This window comes from Anaerostipes sp. Marseille-Q3525, from assembly GCF_018223505.1.
Taxonomy (GTDB): domain Bacteria; phylum Bacillota; class Clostridia; order Lachnospirales; family Lachnospiraceae; genus Anaerostipes; species Anaerostipes amylophilus.
Window position 1 is genome coordinate 1 of the sequence record NZ_JAGTTT010000028.1, and the last position, 14,553, is coordinate 14,553.

Sequence of the window (14,553 nt, forward strand, 5' to 3'; positions counted from 1 at the left end):
ATATTATTTTATATAGGTTAAAATACTTAAAGTTACAAATTAAAATTATATTTTTTGCTAACGAAACAATAAATAGAGATACGATTAAAGCAAATAAGCCAATTGTATCTTCAATTAATTCTGATAAAATACATTGTGTACGTTCTAGAAATAATTTTGGATCACAGGTTTTTTCTTTGTATCGATCTAAGATAGTGAACATTATAGCAACAATAGCGAAAGAAACCGCAAAACTGCTCATTAGTGTATTTAATATGGTTGAATAATTTATTATATTTACGTCATATCCATTTGTAAAAAATGAAACAATTGTTGAAGCTACAAAAATTATTATTAATTTTGCACTTGTTGATTTCATTATTTCCTCCTTTCAACTCATTTTAAATTAGTATCATCATTTAAATTAGTATCATCGATGGAATTAATATTATCAAAAGCCTTTCTTAAATGCAAGATATCGTCCGCTGTTAAATTTGAAATATTATTGATGTCAATGGTTTGCTGTGCTATACGGTTTGCACTGGATAAAGATCTGGATTTGTCATTTGTTGTTATTTTCCATGATCCGCATCCTGATGATGAATAGCTAACGGCATCATTGATAAATTCATCATTCTCAGGAATTTTCAAGTTTCCCTGATCATTAGAAAATGAAAGTTTGGTACTGGTATTATTGAAAGATTTTTTACATTCATCTAATAATTCCGTTACGCTTCGTATACTTCCTAAGAAGTTTCTTGCCGTAAGCTGAATTTCTAATTTTTTTATAGAACCCTTGTTTTCTTTTACAAAATTCCAAAACTCTTGTTTTTCAGTAATGAAATCAATAGAAATGGTTAATCCTTTGGGTTCAAAAATTTCATTTAATGCACGTACCAGATCGTTTTTTTGTGTATCAAATTTTACAGAAAATTTTAAAGCTTTTTGTATAAGAATAATTTGTCTGGCTGTATTAATTGGAATATAAAAATTAACATAATTTGGAACAGATTGACTTTGAATATCGGTATCAGTCATTACACCTATGGTTTCTTCTTTGTTTTTAGCAAAATTCAAAATATAAGTGGTATCATTAACTTTTACACAATATATAATATATTGATCTTGTCCTACATTAATTGTGATATGTTTTTCTGCGTATAATTCTTCGAGCCAGCTATTAAAAATTTCTTCTTTTGTCTTTGTAAGAGATTCAAAAGTAAGTTGATCGTCAATTAAAAGAGAGTAACGTGTAGCAGCATAAATACTATTTTTTGTTTGGTTTGACATATTGGTTCTCCTTGGTTAATTAGTTTTATAATTTTATCTAATATTAACTGTGCATTTTTAGTATTGAAAAATCTAAGAACTTTGATTATAATATACTTAACAAGGAAGTCGGCACGATGGAGCAAACCCATCCGCTCCGGCGAATGCTTAACGAAAAATGGTCGTTCTACACTTACCAGGGGCAGGACGGCTATTTTTTATGTGTATAGTTCAGAATGGCAATAATTAATAGTGCAACATTTATGATGATCATAAATTCCTCATATGTACTCATAAGAGCCTCCTTTCCGCAATGCTCGGAGCGGTGTTGGAGACTTGCCGCCTGACGACTTCCTGGGTAAGTATATTATATTTTCAAAGTTCTGTTGTTGCGATGTCGCAATGTTTCGTCCAGTTGGTAGCTGGGCGGGTTTCTTTTATTGAATTTTAGCGCCTTTACTACGATTGCAGCGCCAGCACAAAGTTTGAAGATTATCTTCTGTTGTTAATCCGCCTTTAGAAACAGGTATGATATGATCAATTTCAAGTAGTAAGTGTGGTTCTTGTTCAACAGATGCACCACATTGTTTGCAAGTAAAATTATCACGCTCTTTAATGTGCTGGCGAAGTTTACTAGTCATTAGAGCACGTTGCCCGGCAACACTTTTGTTAAATTTAATTTTTTCGGATAAAAATACAACGAATTTGTTTAAATTCTCAATATCCATAACAACATCACAATTCATAGAAGCATTTCCACCAGAGCTAACATATTCGAATACGTATTTCGGAAAATATGCGGTACTCATATCAACTTCTTCGAATCCAAGATGCTGTTCTAATTTCTTTTTACTGAATTTTTTAATTAAAAACGGAACGTCGTTTTCAATACTATGCAAGATTTTCTCTTTTTCGGCCTGTAGATGTTCTTTACCTTCTTCGGCAGCATCGAAATTATTTAAAATACTCTCGAAATTAGAAAGAGTTTTCTCGTCTGCTTTTATACCAAAATATTTACAAACATATTCAAAAGGTTTGTTCTGAGCATTACTACAAACGGTGCGAGAACAATGGTGAACATTTGGAGCATATTTTTGTTCCTCTTTTAAGTGTTTTCTTTTGTAGTTTAATTTACTAGCATCATGATAAGAAGCATTCCCGTAATCAGCTTTATTAGAAATTAGGTCCGTATTCTTTAAACTTTCGATATGTTCGTTTAAGTCATTACATTCGTTAATGTAAGTTACAATACGCTCTTTTATTTCTGTAAATTTTGCACTTTTGTAATAAAAAAGTTCGTAAATTTTCCAAGCAACAAAAGCAATAGCCAAAGCTAAAAGAAGCGGCCAGATTATACTCAAGAGATAAAAGACAAACCATATCATAATACCTATCATAATAATACTTACAATTAGTTCCATATTTTTTCCTCCTCATATAAAAAGTATGTTATAATCAATTTGTATAGTTTACATATTTTATACACTAGAGGTAGCGGCTACTTATTGCAGTAAGTGGTCGCTATTTTAATCTTAATTTGATAAGCTCTTCATCATACCCAAGCATTCTTGCCAATTGTCCAGTAGTAAATTCTTGAAATTCAAGAAAAATTTCATCATCAATTAAAAGCTCAGTTGCAAATTTATCTGCTTCAATTTCCATTTTACTTACCAGAAGTCCAGTTCGTTTCCTTAAAAACGGAGTATTAGCATCTGGGTGCATGATTGCATGCCCTAACTCATGAGCACATGTAAATAGCTGATCGTGATCAGAAAGATCATGATTTATATGTATTTGCTTCATACGAAGCTGTTTGTTGTAGTATCCACTAATAGATCCTAATGGTTCAAATATAACCTTGATTCCTAAATACTTAGCAATGTCAAAAGGATTATTCGTACCATATTTTTTCTTTAGTGAGTTTGTTTTTTTACGAATATCCAATGAATCACTTCCTTTATTTTCTGTATTTCTTTGGTGTGAATTTTTGCTTAGCATTTATTTTTGCGATGGTTATACTGTTCTGGAGACTTGCTTTTAATAATTCTCTTGTTTCATCATCTAAAGGTTCTCCAGAGAACATCAATCCATCCTGATCGGATTCTAATTGATCAAGAGTTTGCTCTAATCGTTTTGCAATATCTTTTTCATCTTTCTTAGTTAGCTCAATAGTTTGATCGGATTTTTCTTCTATTAAATCAGATTTTCCAATTCCAAAATAATCAGCAAGAGCTTGTACGCTTCCCATTCGAGGAATGGACTGTCCTGTACACCAGGTATTAAATGTTTGGGGAATAACTCCAATAGCTTTAGCCACCTCTTTTTGGCTTTTTCCTGACTTCTCTAAATAGAAAGATAAATTTTTAGAGAATATTTTCTTTTGCTTTTCATCTGACATTAAATCACCTCACTTCGTTATTAATATAGTACAATAAAAATTGATTTTTTGCAACTAAAAGTCAAAAATAAATTGATTTTAGTATTGACATCCATTTAAAATGGATTTATAATAAATACAGAAATTAAAGAAAGGCGGTGATGATGTGACAGAAATAAACGAAGGTAAAGCAGTACCATTTCAAATTTCTTTAGCTTCAGCACGAGTAAATGCAGAAATGACACAGGAAGAGGTCGCAAAACATATGCATGTTGGAAAACAGACTATCGTTAGCTGGGAAAAAGGGACTTCTGAACCGAAAATGTCGCAAGGGAGAGAACTTAGTAAATTATATGGTATTCCAATTGACTATATTTTTTTACCCAAGAAATCCAATTAAAATGGATTAACTAAATAACCAGGAGGTGAGAAAGACGAAATACATAAATATCACAAGATTTGTTGCGATAGCATTCTTTACATTAGAAGCATTATTAAAAATATATGCTTATAGGAAATTGAAGAAAGAAGATCCATATAGCGAAATGAAGAAGGAACTTCTTTTGCAAAAGGTAATAATAGATATTCTTGCAGTTGCAGTGATCTTAGAAAGAACATCCATTTATATCTATATTTAGGATGTGCAAAAGAAAGACAACAGAATAATACAGATGGCTTAATCCTCTGTCCGATACATGTAACCCCGAAACTCCTCTGTAAAATTGGTTAATCATTAAAATAGCACTCAATCGGACGGAGACTTAAGCCATCTGAAGAAAGGTAGGTGAGAAACGTGAGTAGAAGACAAGATCTAAGAATTTTAGCAGCATACACCAATGCACCAGAACAGTTTCCAGAGGGAAACGTGCCGATAGCATATGCTGCAGAGAAGATGGGTAAAGATGCTTGCTTCATTCGGGCAGGTATTGAAGCAGGATGGCTTCCAATCGGGTATGCATTTAGAAAATCCGGAAAGAGCAGGACAAATTATTATATTAGTCCAAAGCTATTCTGGGAAGTCACAGGAATTTTGTATCAACCAGAGAAAGGAGCATAAATGGCAACAGCAATAGTATTTGGCTTATACATGGCAGTCAGTATGATCATTTGCTTAGCTCTGTCCAGAACAAAAATCGGACAAAGAGCAATGGAGTGGATGCTTGACAAGTTAACGATGAAATGAAAGGAGAGAAAAAGATGGTTGACGAAAAAGAAATTATTGAAAAGCTCGATAAAGATATTGCGGATCAAGAACGACATATCGAACGTCTGGAACAGACTGGCGGTGTGGAGTTAGTTGCATACGACAATGGAAGGCTTGATCAGATGAAAGAAATTCGAGATTTTATAAAAGAAAAATGCACCCCTGAAGCGGCAACTCCAGAAGGTGCAGATATAAATAGTTTAACACAAGTGCATTATAACACAGAAAGCGAGAAGAGACAATGAAAGAAGATAGATTGCTGATCAGTCGTGAAGTATACGATGAATTAGCAGCATCTTATGAAAGAGTTGAAACTCTTGTCCGGCTGTATAAAGCTGGACAAGATCTTGATACAAGCCTGATCTTTGAGATATTAGGGATCGGGTATCTGTTAAACAAAGAAGAATTAGGAGGACATAACAATGGAGATCACAGTAAAAGTAACAGGGCTTGACAATCTGGCAAATGCGATTTTTGCGTTAGCGAAGGCAACAGAGGCCTTGAAAGAAGAAACACAGGTACAGATGGATACACCAAAGGTAGTACCTGCAGTACAGCAGAAAGTCGCGCCAAGGGCAACAGTTGCACCAACAGGTACAACTGTACAGAGTACACAGCCAGTACAGAATGTGCAGCCTGTACCAACAACACAGACCACACCAACAGCACCTGTGGCTCAAAATACAACATCTACAGTTAATCCAGTGCCAACAGCTACCGCAACTCCTACATATACGATGGAACAGTTGGCAGTTGCAGCAACAGGCCTGATCGATGCCGGAAAGATGCAGGATGTACAGAATGCGCTGGCATCATTAGGTGCACAGACTTTGATGGATCTGCCACAGGAGAAGTATGGGGAGTTTGCATCCGCGATCAAAGCGATTGGGGCGGTGATCTAAGATGGCTAAGAAAAGAAAACATGCTTTGTTATCAGCAAGCGGAGCAGTGCAGTGGATTCATTGCACTCCTTCCGCGAAACTGTGTGATGAACTTCCAGATACAGAGAGCTCTTATACAAAAGAAGGAACTCTGGCACATGAGATCTGTGAGTTAAAGCTAACTGCAGATTCATTAAAGACTGGAACCTACACAAGAAGAATGAACAAGATCAAAAAGAATGGGATGTATCAGGAAGAGATGCAGGGATTTACGGATCAGTATGTTGATTATGTGGAGACACTCAGTAACAGTCTTCCAGAAAAGCCATACATGGCGGTGGAAAAAAGAGTTGAGTTTGATGAGTACGTGCCGGATGGATTCGGTACTGCAGACTGCATCTTGATTTTCGGGTCGGTCATGCATGTCATCGATTTTAAATACGGAAAAGGTGTTCCAGTAAATGCAGGTGGGAATCCGCAGATGGGATTGTATGCGTTAGGAGCATTAAAGGCTTACGGATTTTTATATCCAATCGAGGACATTTTTTTTCATATTGTGCAGCCAAGACTCAATAACTTTTCTACCTGGAAAACGAACAAGCGAGAATTGACAACATGGGGAGAGGTTGTAGTTAAACCGAAAGCTGAATTAGCTTACAAAGGAGAAGGAGAGTTTCGTTCCGGAGAACACTGCAGATTTTGCAAAGTCTTAAACTGTAGACAGAGAGCTTATGACAATCTGGAACTTCTGGAAACATATGAAACGAAACTTCCTCCAGAGCTTTCAGATGAAGAGGTGGGAGAAGCCCTTGCAAAAGCAGAACAGTTAGTTGCATGGCATAAAAAATTAAAGTCCTATGCACAGACAAAACTGATTGATGGCGGAGAGATTCCTGGATGGAAGATCGTTGAGGGCAGAAGCAATCGTATGATCACGGATTATGAGAAGATGGCGGATGTTCTGGAACAGAATGGATTTCCAAAAGAGACTTTGTATGAAAGAGCACAGCTTACCCTAACAGATCTGGAGAGGATGGTTGGAAAGAAAGACTTCCAGACGATCTGTGGAGAGTTCATCCAGAAGCCGAATGGAAAACCGACACTTGCACCGGAATCTGATAAACGTCCGGTCTATAACCCGAAAACAACAGCAGCAGAAGATTTTAAATAAAAGGAGTAAAAAATTATGAGTAATACAAAAGTAACAACAGGTGAAGTAAGATTTTCATTTCCACACGTATTTCAGCCACATGCAAACAATCCTGGACAGGAAGAAAAATATTCTGTGACGATCCTGATCCCTAAGACAGATACAGCAACGATCAATGCGATCCAAGCAGCAATGCAGGCTGCAGCACAGGAAGGTGTCTCTACAAAATTCAACGGACAGATGCCGGCAATGCTGAAGAATCCGATGCATGATGGGGATGGAACAAGACCAAACGGAGAGCCGTTCGGAGAAGAGTGTAAAGGGCATATGGTTATGACCGCATCCAGTAAACAGAGACCGGAAGTTGTCGATGCAAACTGTCAGGCAATCTTAAATCCTGCAGAAGTATATGCTGGATGCTATGGAAGAGTTTCTTTAAATTTCTTTCCATATAACACGAACGGAAACAGAGGTGTTGGGTGTGGACTTAACAACGTCCAGAAAACAAGAGAAGGAGATCCATTAACAGGAAGAACAACAGCAGCGGAAGACTTTGGACCAATGCCACAGGCAAATGTCCAGACTGCAGCAGTTCCACAGATGAACACACAGGCTGCAGCAACGCAGCAGAGTATGAATCCAGTCACTGGAATTAATCCGATCACGGGGGCTCCGATCAATGGCGGCGGAGTTATGGGATTATGATCCCGCAGAAGAATATCCTGCATATCGATATCGAGACCTATAGTAGTGTAGACATTGCAAAGTCCGGGCTGTACAAATATGTACAGTCGCCGGACTTTCAGATTCTACTGTTTGCTTATGCCTATGATGATGGACCAGTTGAGATCATAGATCTTGCACAGGGAGAGAAACTTCCAGAAAAAGTGATCAATGATCTGAAAGCACCGGCAACGATCAAGATGGCACATAATGCAAACTTCGAGATCAATGCATTAAGTCAGTTTTACGAGATCTGGCCGGATCAGTGGCAGTGTACAATGATCCACTCTCTTTACTGTGGGTATCCGGCATCACTTGCAGGAGTTGGAAAAGCAATGGGATTTTCTCAGGAAAAACAAAAGATGGCAGTTGGAAAAGCACTGATCCGTTATTTCTGTGTACCATGCAAACCTACAAAAAGAAATGGCGGACGTACAAGAAATTTTCCAGAACATGATATGGAAAAATGGAATCTGTTTAAAGAATACTGCAAACAGGATGTGGAAGTGGAACGTGCGATCGAAGATCATTTAAAAGATTATCCAGTTCCGATACAGGAATGGACGAACTGGCATTATGACCAGACTATTAATCAGCAAGGAACTCAGGTGGACCTTGCACTGATCAATGGGGCATTGGAATTAAGTGATCAGGCAGCATTAAAGCTAGGAGATGATATCCGGCGTGTTTCTGGAATTGATAACCCAAACAGTGTTGCCCAATTAAAACAGTGGCTATCTGATCAGCTTGGAAAAGATATCGACAAGTTAGGAAAAGAAGCAGTGAACGAACTGTTAGAAGCGCCACAAGTAAAAGCAAATCCCGCAGTCTATTATGTTCTGAAGAAACGCAAAGAGATGGCTAAGAGTTCCGTGAAAAAATATACAGCTATGGAAAATGCGGTCTGTAAGGATGGCAGAGTCCGCGGATTATTACAGTTTTACGGCGCGAACAGAACAGGAAGATGGGCAGGACGTCTGGTTCAGGTCCAGAACCTTCCAAGAAATTATATTCCAGAGTTGTCACTGGCTAGAAATCTAGTAAAACAGGAAAATGCAGCGATGCTTGAACTGACTTATGGAAGTCTGCCAGATACGATCTCTCAGTTGATCCGGACGGCATTTGTGCCAAGAGATGGGTACGAGTTCGTAGTTGCAGACTTTTCTGCGATCGAAGCGAGAGTGATCAGCTGGTTAGCCGGAGAAGATTGGAGACTGGAGGTCTTCCGTACTCACGGCAAGATCTACGAAGCTTCGGCTTCCAGTATGTTTAACGTACCTATTGAAAAGATCAAAAAAGGAAATCCGGAATATGCACTCAGAGCAAAAGGAAAGGTCGCAGAATTAGCCCTCGGATACCAAGGTGGTACCGGGGCATTGATCCAGATGGGCGCTTTAAGAATGGGACTTACGGAAGAAGAACTTCCAGATATCGTACACCGATGGAGAACAGCGAACAAACGGATTCAGGATTTCTGGTATACCGTAGAGAATTGTGCGATCGAGACGGTAACACTTGGGACAACAAATCAGATTCAACATGGAATCACATTTATGAGAGATGCGGATTATTTCATGATCAAACTTCCTTCCGGACGATGTCTGTTTTATCCGGATCCACAGATCGGAGAGAATGCATGGGGAAACAAGAGTATCACATACATGGGCATTGACGGGACAAAGAAATGGCAGAGACTTGAAACGTATGGTGGAAAGCTAGTCGAAAATATTGTACAGGCAGTGGCAAGAGATCTGCTGGCAAATGCGATCCGAAATATGTTATTCGGTGGCTACCTCATCAACTTCCATATTCATGACGAGATCATAGCGGAAGTGCCAAAAGGCTCTGATCTGACACTGGAGAGAGCCATTGATCTGATGTGCAAGGCTCCGGAGTGGGCAGAAGGACTGCCATTAAATGCAGATGGATTTACAGGAGATTTCTATAAGAAAGAGTAGGAGGAACGGCATGTTTCAGAATGACTTAAAAATTAAAATATCAACGGGAAGCAGCCGAAGATCAAAGACCTGGCTGAAACAGGAGATGTACTGGTCTGATTTTGTGGAGAAGCTTGAACATCCGATCAGAACGGAAGAAACTCTGGCGGAGTATATGGGTTACCGCAAAGCAAAACAAGATGAGATCAAGGATGTCGGTGGTTTTGTCGGTGGAGAACTTTCCAGAGAACAGCGAAGAAATGAAAATGCCGGTTATCGCTATCTGATCACATTAGATGCTGATCATATAAAGCCGGGTGGAACCGATGAAGTGATCGGTATCTTAGAAAACCTTGGTTGTTCTTATGTAATCTACAGTACCAGGAAGCATGAAGAGGCAGCACCTCGACTTCGAATTATTCTGCCACTGGATCAGCCGGCTTCTCCGGATGAATATGAGCCAATCGCAAGACGTGCTGCAGAATATATCGGAATGGGCATCTTTGATCCAACAACATTCGAAACAGTCCGATTAATGTACTGGCCAAGCTGCAGTAAAGACAGCCAGTATCGATTCTGCTATGCAGACAAGCCATTTTTAAGTAAAGACGGGATGCTTGCAACGTATGATAACTGGAGAGATATTACACAATGGCCGGAAGTACCAGGAGCGGTAAAGCTTCGCGACCGCAGTATCAAAAAACAGGGAAACCCATTAGAGAAGAAAGGGATTGTCGGTGCATTTTGTAAGACGTATACAGTGGAACAGGCAATGGATGCGTTTCTGGATGGTATCTATGAACCATGTGATATGCATCCGGGACGATATACCTATACGGAGGGTTCGACAGTTGGTGGGGCTGTGCTGTATGAGGATGGATTGTTCTTATACAGCCATCATGCCACAGATCCCGCAGGCGGCAGACTGTGTAATGCATTTGATCTGGTCCGGATCCATAAGTTTTATGAACTTGACTATGAATCAAAGGAAGGAACACCGGTCACAAGACTTCCGTCCTTTTCTGCGATGTGCGAGTTTGCGATGGAACAGTCAAATGTTGCAAAAGTCATTACTGCAGAACGATATGAACGCGCACAGTCCGAATTTTCACAGGAGATATCAAAAGAAGATCTTGACTGGATGGAAAAGTTAAGCTGCAGTTCACAAACAGGAATGCCAAACAAGACGATCGACAACGTGCTGATCATTCTGGAAAACGATCCAAATTTAAAGGACCGATTATATCATGATGAATTTGCAAACAGGGCAACTGTCTGCAGACCGATGCCGTGGGAGTTCCATCCGGAGTTTCCTTATAAGGATCGTGCGTGGACCGATGAAGATGATGCCGGATTAAGGCATTACATGGAGAAGACTTACGGGATCACAGGAGAAAAGAAGATATTAGACGGCATGGCGATCTATGCAAACCGACATAAAAGACATAAGATTCGTGAATACCTTACAAGCCTTAACTGGGATGGGATCAGACGATTAGATACACTGCTGATCGATTATTTTGGCGCAGAGGACTCTGAATATGTACGTGCAGCAACAAGGAAGACATTGTGTGCTGCAGTCGCCAGAGCCATGCATCCAGGATGTAAATTTGATTATATGCTGATCCTGTCTGGGGCACAGGGTGTTGGAAAGAGTACATTCTTTTCAATGTTAGGCAAGGACTGGTATTCTGATTCAATGAGTACGTTTGAAGGGAAAGATGCAGCGGAAATGGTGCAGGGATACTGGATCATTGAAGCAGGAGAACTGACTGGATTTAACAGGTCAGAGATGAATGCGGTCAAACAGTTCTTAAGTAAGAAAGAGGATGTTTATCGTATGCCGTATGGACGCAGGACCGCGAATTTTCCACGAAACTGTATCATCGTAGGAACTACGAACGACAAGGAGTTCTTAAAGGACAGAACGGGGAATCGTAGATTCTGGCCGATCGGACTTGGAAAGCAGAAACCAAAGAAGAATATCTTTCAGGAACTGTCGGCAGAAGTTGATCAGATATGGGCAGAAGCAGTTGCAAGATGGATGTTAGGAGAACCGTTATATATGTCTGGCGATGTTGCCAAAGTGGCACAGGAGAAGCAAGAAACTTATAGAGAAGCATCTCCGAAGGAAGGTGTGATCCGAGAGTTCCTGGAGAAGAAGATTCCAACAGACTGGAAGGAAAAGAGTCAGGCACAGAGAAGATCATTTTTCAATAGTGAATTCCAGGTAAAGGATGAAAGTAATTTAGTAGATAGAGAAAGAATTTGTGCGGCAGAAATATGGTGTGAGTGTTTCGGCGGTGATCTCAAACAGATGAAACGGTATGACATCATAGAGATTAATAGCATTCTTAATTGTATTGGCGGATGGGATCGAGTATCATCTGCAAGATTCGGTCCTTATGGCACACAAAGAGGTTACATTCGTGTAAACAAAGAGGTGCAAGCATAAAAAATGTAAACATACAATATTTGGAAATGTAAACAAGGTAAACATACTGTAAACAAATGAATGTTTACGAGAAAAACCGCATAAATACTTGATTTGAATAGAATGTAAACATTGTAAACATTAAATTCTTTAAAAATAAAATATAAAGGGTAATAGTATAACGTACCCCATGTGCACACATACACGCGTATATATATAGGGAATTTCGATTACATGTTTACGGTAAAGGAGAATGACATGAGAGAAAGCAATATAGAATCCAAGTTCAGGGATGAAGTAAAAAAGGTCGGCGGTATGGCATATAAGTTTGTATCCCCGGGCAATGCCGGAGTACCAGACAGGATTGTAATCCTTCAATGTGGAAAATCTGGATTCGTAGAATTGAAACGCCCAGGAGAGAAAACAACACCGCTTCAGAAAGTTCAGATCCGTAAGATCTTAGCAACGGGATGTTATGCAACAGTTCTTGATGACAAAAAAGATATTGATCAGGTGATCTGGGAGATCGAAGCATGGAATCCGGGTAAGTCCTTGGACAAGATCACAGAGTTAGAACAGAGAGGCATGATATGAAATTCGTACCACACAATTATCAAAGATACTGTATTAACCGCATGATCACAGATCCGGTCTTAGGATTGTTCCTGGACATGGGACTTGGAAAGACAGTGATCACACTGACCGCAGTTAATGATTTGAGGTTCAATCGGTTTGCAGTCCGAAAAGTTCTTGTCATCGCACCGAAGAAGGTCGCAGAAGATACATGGACAAGGGAATCACAGAAATGGGATCACTTAAAAATGCTTCGGGTGATCCCAGTCCTTGGAAGTATCAAACAGCGGATCAGAGCGATCAACACACCCGGCGATGTCTGGGTATTATCAAGAGACAATGTTTCATGGTTGGTTGACTATTATAAAAATGACTGGCCGTTTGACATGGTGATCATTGATGAGCTGTCAAGTTTTAAGTCCAACAAGGCCAAACGATTCCGAAAATTAAAAAGTGTCAGGAGTCACATTCATCGGATCGTAGGGCTTACAGGAACGCCAACCCCGAACGGACTGGAAGACCTGTGGGCGCAGATCTATCTTCTGGATGAAGGAGAACGGCTAGGAAAGACTTTAACCGGATATCGTGATAATTACTTCACACCAGGAGCAAGAAATGGAAATGTGATCTATGAATATAATCCAAGGACATGGGCAGATGAAGAGATCAACGAACGGATCAAAGACATCTGTATCTCCATGAAAGCAGAAGATTATCTGGAATTACCAGAACGGATCGATAATGTCCGCCATATCAAACTTCCGGATAAAGCAAAGAAACAGTATGAAGAATTGGAAAAAACGATGATCGCGGATATCGATGGAGAGACTATTGATGTTACAAGTGCAGCGGCTTTAAGTAATAAATTACTGCAGCTTTGCAACGGAGCTGTCTATGATGCAGACGGCGTATACCATGAGGTGCATGATGAGAAGATCGAAGCCTTAAAAGAGATCATCGATGCAAATACAGGAAAAGGGATTTTAGTGTTTTATAATTTCAAGCATGATAAGGCACGGATCCAGAAGGCTTTGAAAAAGAGCAAGCTTCGGATCGGAGAGTTAAAGAATCCGGACAGCATCACAGCCTGGAACAACGGACAGATGGATATCCTACTTGCCCATCCAGCAAGTGCAGCATATGGATTAAATCTTCAGGCAGGAGGACATATCATTGTCTGGTTTGGACTTAACTGGTCCTTGGAGTTATACCAACAGGCAAATGCCAGACTTTACAGGCAGGGGCAGAAAGAGAATGTTGTGATCCATCATCTGGTTACTGCCGGTGGATATGATGAAAATGTCATGGATGCACTGGAAGCGAAGGAAGTTACACAGGATTCGTTCTTGGATGCCTTAAAGGCAAGGATCAAGAGCGTGAAAGGAGAGAACGATGGGAAAGATTGATGCAAAGATGGAAGGCAGGACTGAAGGATTGGAACTTGCTTTACGCATTGTCAAAGAAGGTGGAGCGGAAGCCTTAGAGAGAGAAATGAAACGCCGGAGAGTTACAGGGATTAAGGTTCCTGTCGATCATAGAGAAATGGATAAAGCAGCACAGAAGATTAAGGAGCAGATCTTGGATACCGTTCTTGCTATGAGCGTCATGGTGCTGAGAGACGAGTTTGGTTTTGGTAAGAAACGGCTGGATCAGTTCAAAGCAAGGTTTAACTTGAAAACAGAATGCATGAATGATGGATTAGTTACGTGGGCAGATATCCTGGAGGCAATCAGAGATGAGACCGGCATTGAGCTTACGATCAGAGAAAATCGTTAAGGAAAGTTAAGGAGTGAATTAATTATGGCAAAGATCAGACAGAAGCTTGCGAAGGTCTATATTCATTCGCAGGATAACGGCAATGACTTTGGGATCATCGATCATCTGGCTGAGATCGGATATGATGTTGATTTTGAAGTTGTCGATAATGGAGTTGGCAATAAGGTGATCTCATGTGAGATCTATGATGCAGGTGGGGGGGAAGAAAGACAATGATCAAAAATAACAGGACAGCAATGAACGCATACAA

20 protein-coding genes are annotated in these 14,553 nt (G+C 39.7%); 15 read left to right on the plus strand and 5 right to left on the minus strand.

Annotation, left to right across the window (positions count from 1 at the left end; all coding sequences use genetic code 11):
- The 5 genes from KE503_RS11730 to KE503_RS11750 form a co-directional block, all read right to left on the minus strand.
- Positions 1 to 358 (minus strand): hypothetical protein (locus KE503_RS11730; RefSeq protein WP_212385333.1); only part of this gene is annotated, 358 nt, incomplete at its 3' end.
- A gap of 17 nt (positions 359 to 375) precedes the next feature.
- Positions 376 to 1,269, minus strand: a complete 894-nt coding sequence (locus tag KE503_RS11735) for a hypothetical protein (protein WP_212385334.1) — start codon at positions 1,267 to 1,269, stop codon at positions 376 to 378.
- A 416-nt stretch (positions 1,270 to 1,685) separates the two neighbouring features.
- Entirely contained in the window at positions 1,686 to 2,669 is a 984-nt protein-coding gene (locus tag KE503_RS14590) for an HNH endonuclease (RefSeq protein WP_249183052.1), read from the minus strand.
- A gap of 100 nt (positions 2,670 to 2,769) precedes the next feature.
- Positions 2,770 to 3,192 (minus strand): ImmA/IrrE family metallo-endopeptidase, encoded by a 423-nt coding sequence (locus KE503_RS11745; protein ID WP_249183053.1) that lies wholly within the window; start codon positions 3,190 to 3,192, stop codon positions 2,770 to 2,772.
- A gap of 13 nt (positions 3,193 to 3,205) precedes the next feature.
- Positions 3,206 to 3,646 (minus strand): helix-turn-helix transcriptional regulator, encoded by a 441-nt coding sequence (locus tag KE503_RS11750; RefSeq protein ID WP_212385336.1) that lies wholly within the window; start codon positions 3,644 to 3,646, stop codon positions 3,206 to 3,208.
- Positions 3,647 to 3,791: 145 nt separating this feature from the next.
- Between KE503_RS11750 and KE503_RS11755 the strand changes: the two genes are divergently transcribed.
- The 15 genes from KE503_RS11755 (at position 3,792) to KE503_RS11820 (ending at position 14,519) form a co-directional block, all read left to right on the plus strand.
- Complete coding sequence (locus KE503_RS11755) at positions 3,792 to 4,025, plus strand: helix-turn-helix transcriptional regulator (RefSeq protein ID WP_330622005.1); 234 nt, start codon at positions 3,792 to 3,794, stop codon at positions 4,023 to 4,025.
- A gap of 25 nt (positions 4,026 to 4,050) precedes the next feature.
- Positions 4,051 to 4,263 carry a hypothetical protein gene (locus KE503_RS11760; protein ID WP_212385337.1) on the plus strand — a complete coding sequence of 71 codons (213 nt, stop codon included), beginning with the start codon at positions 4,051 to 4,053 and terminating at the stop codon, positions 4,261 to 4,263.
- A 155-nt stretch (positions 4,264 to 4,418) separates the two neighbouring features.
- Positions 4,419 to 4,682 carry a hypothetical protein gene (locus KE503_RS11765; RefSeq protein WP_212385373.1) on the plus strand — a complete coding sequence of 88 codons (264 nt, stop codon included), beginning with the start codon at positions 4,419 to 4,421 and terminating at the stop codon, positions 4,680 to 4,682.
- A complete protein-coding gene (locus KE503_RS14740; RefSeq protein WP_283093092.1) occupies positions 4,683 to 4,808 on the plus strand; it encodes a hypothetical protein in 126 nt (41 codons plus the stop codon).
- 14 nt (positions 4,809 to 4,822) lie between these two features.
- On the plus strand, positions 4,823 to 5,074 hold the full coding sequence (locus tag KE503_RS11770; RefSeq protein WP_212385338.1) for a hypothetical protein: 252 nt from the start codon (positions 4,823 to 4,825) through the stop codon (positions 5,072 to 5,074).
- Positions 5,071 to 5,283, plus strand: coding sequence for a hypothetical protein (locus tag KE503_RS11775; protein ID WP_212385339.1), 213 nt, complete (start codon positions 5,071 to 5,073; stop codon positions 5,281 to 5,283). The genes KE503_RS11770 and KE503_RS11775 overlap by 4 nt, the downstream gene beginning before the upstream one ends.
- On the plus strand, positions 5,252 to 5,731 hold the full coding sequence (locus tag KE503_RS11780) for a hypothetical protein (RefSeq protein WP_212385340.1): 480 nt from the start codon (positions 5,252 to 5,254) through the stop codon (positions 5,729 to 5,731). The genes KE503_RS11775 and KE503_RS11780 overlap by 32 nt, the downstream gene beginning before the upstream one ends.
- Position 5,732: 1 nt before the next feature.
- A complete protein-coding gene (locus tag KE503_RS11785; protein WP_212385341.1) occupies positions 5,733 to 6,881 on the plus strand; it encodes a DUF2800 domain-containing protein in 1,149 nt (382 codons plus the stop codon).
- A gap of 15 nt (positions 6,882 to 6,896) precedes the next feature.
- Positions 6,897 to 7,565 carry a DUF2815 family protein gene (locus KE503_RS11790; protein WP_212385342.1) on the plus strand — a complete coding sequence of 223 codons (669 nt, stop codon included), beginning with the start codon at positions 6,897 to 6,899 and terminating at the stop codon, positions 7,563 to 7,565.
- On the plus strand, positions 7,562 to 9,541 hold the full coding sequence (locus KE503_RS11795) for a DNA polymerase (protein ID WP_212385343.1): 1,980 nt from the start codon (positions 7,562 to 7,564) through the stop codon (positions 9,539 to 9,541). The genes KE503_RS11790 and KE503_RS11795 overlap by 4 nt, the downstream gene beginning before the upstream one ends.
- A gap of 10 nt (positions 9,542 to 9,551) precedes the next feature.
- Complete coding sequence (locus KE503_RS11800; RefSeq protein ID WP_212385344.1) at positions 9,552 to 11,975, plus strand: virulence-associated E family protein; 2,424 nt, start codon at positions 9,552 to 9,554, stop codon at positions 11,973 to 11,975.
- A gap of 237 nt (positions 11,976 to 12,212) precedes the next feature.
- On the plus strand, positions 12,213 to 12,548 hold the full coding sequence (locus KE503_RS11805; protein ID WP_212385345.1) for a VRR-NUC domain-containing protein: 336 nt from the start codon (positions 12,213 to 12,215) through the stop codon (positions 12,546 to 12,548).
- Positions 12,545 to 13,933, plus strand: a complete 1,389-nt coding sequence (locus tag KE503_RS11810) for an SNF2-related protein (protein WP_212385346.1) — start codon at positions 12,545 to 12,547, stop codon at positions 13,931 to 13,933. Before KE503_RS11805 ends, KE503_RS11810 begins: the two co-directional genes overlap by 4 nt.
- Entirely contained in the window at positions 13,920 to 14,303 is a 384-nt protein-coding gene (locus KE503_RS11815) for a hypothetical protein (protein ID WP_212385347.1), read from the plus strand. Before KE503_RS11810 ends, KE503_RS11815 begins: the two co-directional genes overlap by 14 nt.
- A gap of 24 nt (positions 14,304 to 14,327) precedes the next feature.
- Positions 14,328 to 14,519, plus strand: a complete 192-nt coding sequence (locus KE503_RS11820; protein ID WP_212385348.1) for a hypothetical protein — start codon at positions 14,328 to 14,330, stop codon at positions 14,517 to 14,519.
- Positions 14,520 to 14,553: the final 34 nt, after the last annotated feature.

What these genes read in the sequence shown, in the direction of transcription:
- KE503_RS11775 (WP_212385339.1), top strand. Translation starts at nt 5,071, where the DNA reads ATGAAAGAAGATAGATTGCTGATCAGTCGTGAAGTATACGATGAATTA.
- KE503_RS11820 (WP_212385348.1), top strand. Translation starts at nt 14,328, where the DNA reads ATGGCAAAGATCAGACAGAAGCTTGCGAAGGTCTATATTCATTCGCAG.
- KE503_RS11785 (WP_212385341.1), top strand. Translation starts at nt 5,733, where the DNA reads ATGGCTAAGAAAAGAAAACATGCTTTGTTATCAGCAAGCGGAGCAGTG.
- KE503_RS11750 (WP_212385336.1), bottom strand. Translation starts at nt 3,646, where the DNA reads ATGTCAGATGAAAAGCAAAAGAAAATATTCTCTAAAAATTTATCTTTC.
- KE503_RS11780 (WP_212385340.1), top strand. Translation starts at nt 5,252, where the DNA reads ATGGAGATCACAGTAAAAGTAACAGGGCTTGACAATCTGGCAAATGCG.
- KE503_RS11790 (WP_212385342.1), top strand. Translation starts at nt 6,897, where the DNA reads ATGAGTAATACAAAAGTAACAACAGGTGAAGTAAGATTTTCATTTCCA.
- KE503_RS11800 (WP_212385344.1), top strand. Translation starts at nt 9,552, where the DNA reads ATGTTTCAGAATGACTTAAAAATTAAAATATCAACGGGAAGCAGCCGA.
- KE503_RS11805 (WP_212385345.1), top strand. Translation starts at nt 12,213, where the DNA reads ATGAGAGAAAGCAATATAGAATCCAAGTTCAGGGATGAAGTAAAAAAG.
- KE503_RS11735 (WP_212385334.1), bottom strand. Translation starts at nt 1,269, where the DNA reads ATGTCAAACCAAACAAAAAATAGTATTTATGCTGCTACACGTTACTCT.
- KE503_RS14590 (WP_249183052.1), bottom strand. Translation starts at nt 2,669, where the DNA reads ATGGAACTAATTGTAAGTATTATTATGATAGGTATTATGATATGGTTT.
- KE503_RS11810 (WP_212385346.1), top strand. Translation starts at nt 12,545, where the DNA reads ATGAAATTCGTACCACACAATTATCAAAGATACTGTATTAACCGCATG.
- KE503_RS11795 (WP_212385343.1), top strand. Translation starts at nt 7,562, where the DNA reads ATGATCCCGCAGAAGAATATCCTGCATATCGATATCGAGACCTATAGT.
- KE503_RS11815 (WP_212385347.1), top strand. Translation starts at nt 13,920, where the DNA reads ATGGGAAAGATTGATGCAAAGATGGAAGGCAGGACTGAAGGATTGGAA.
- KE503_RS14740 (WP_283093092.1), top strand. Translation starts at nt 4,683, where the DNA reads ATGGCAACAGCAATAGTATTTGGCTTATACATGGCAGTCAGTATGATC.
- KE503_RS11770 (WP_212385338.1), top strand. Translation starts at nt 4,823, where the DNA reads ATGGTTGACGAAAAAGAAATTATTGAAAAGCTCGATAAAGATATTGCG.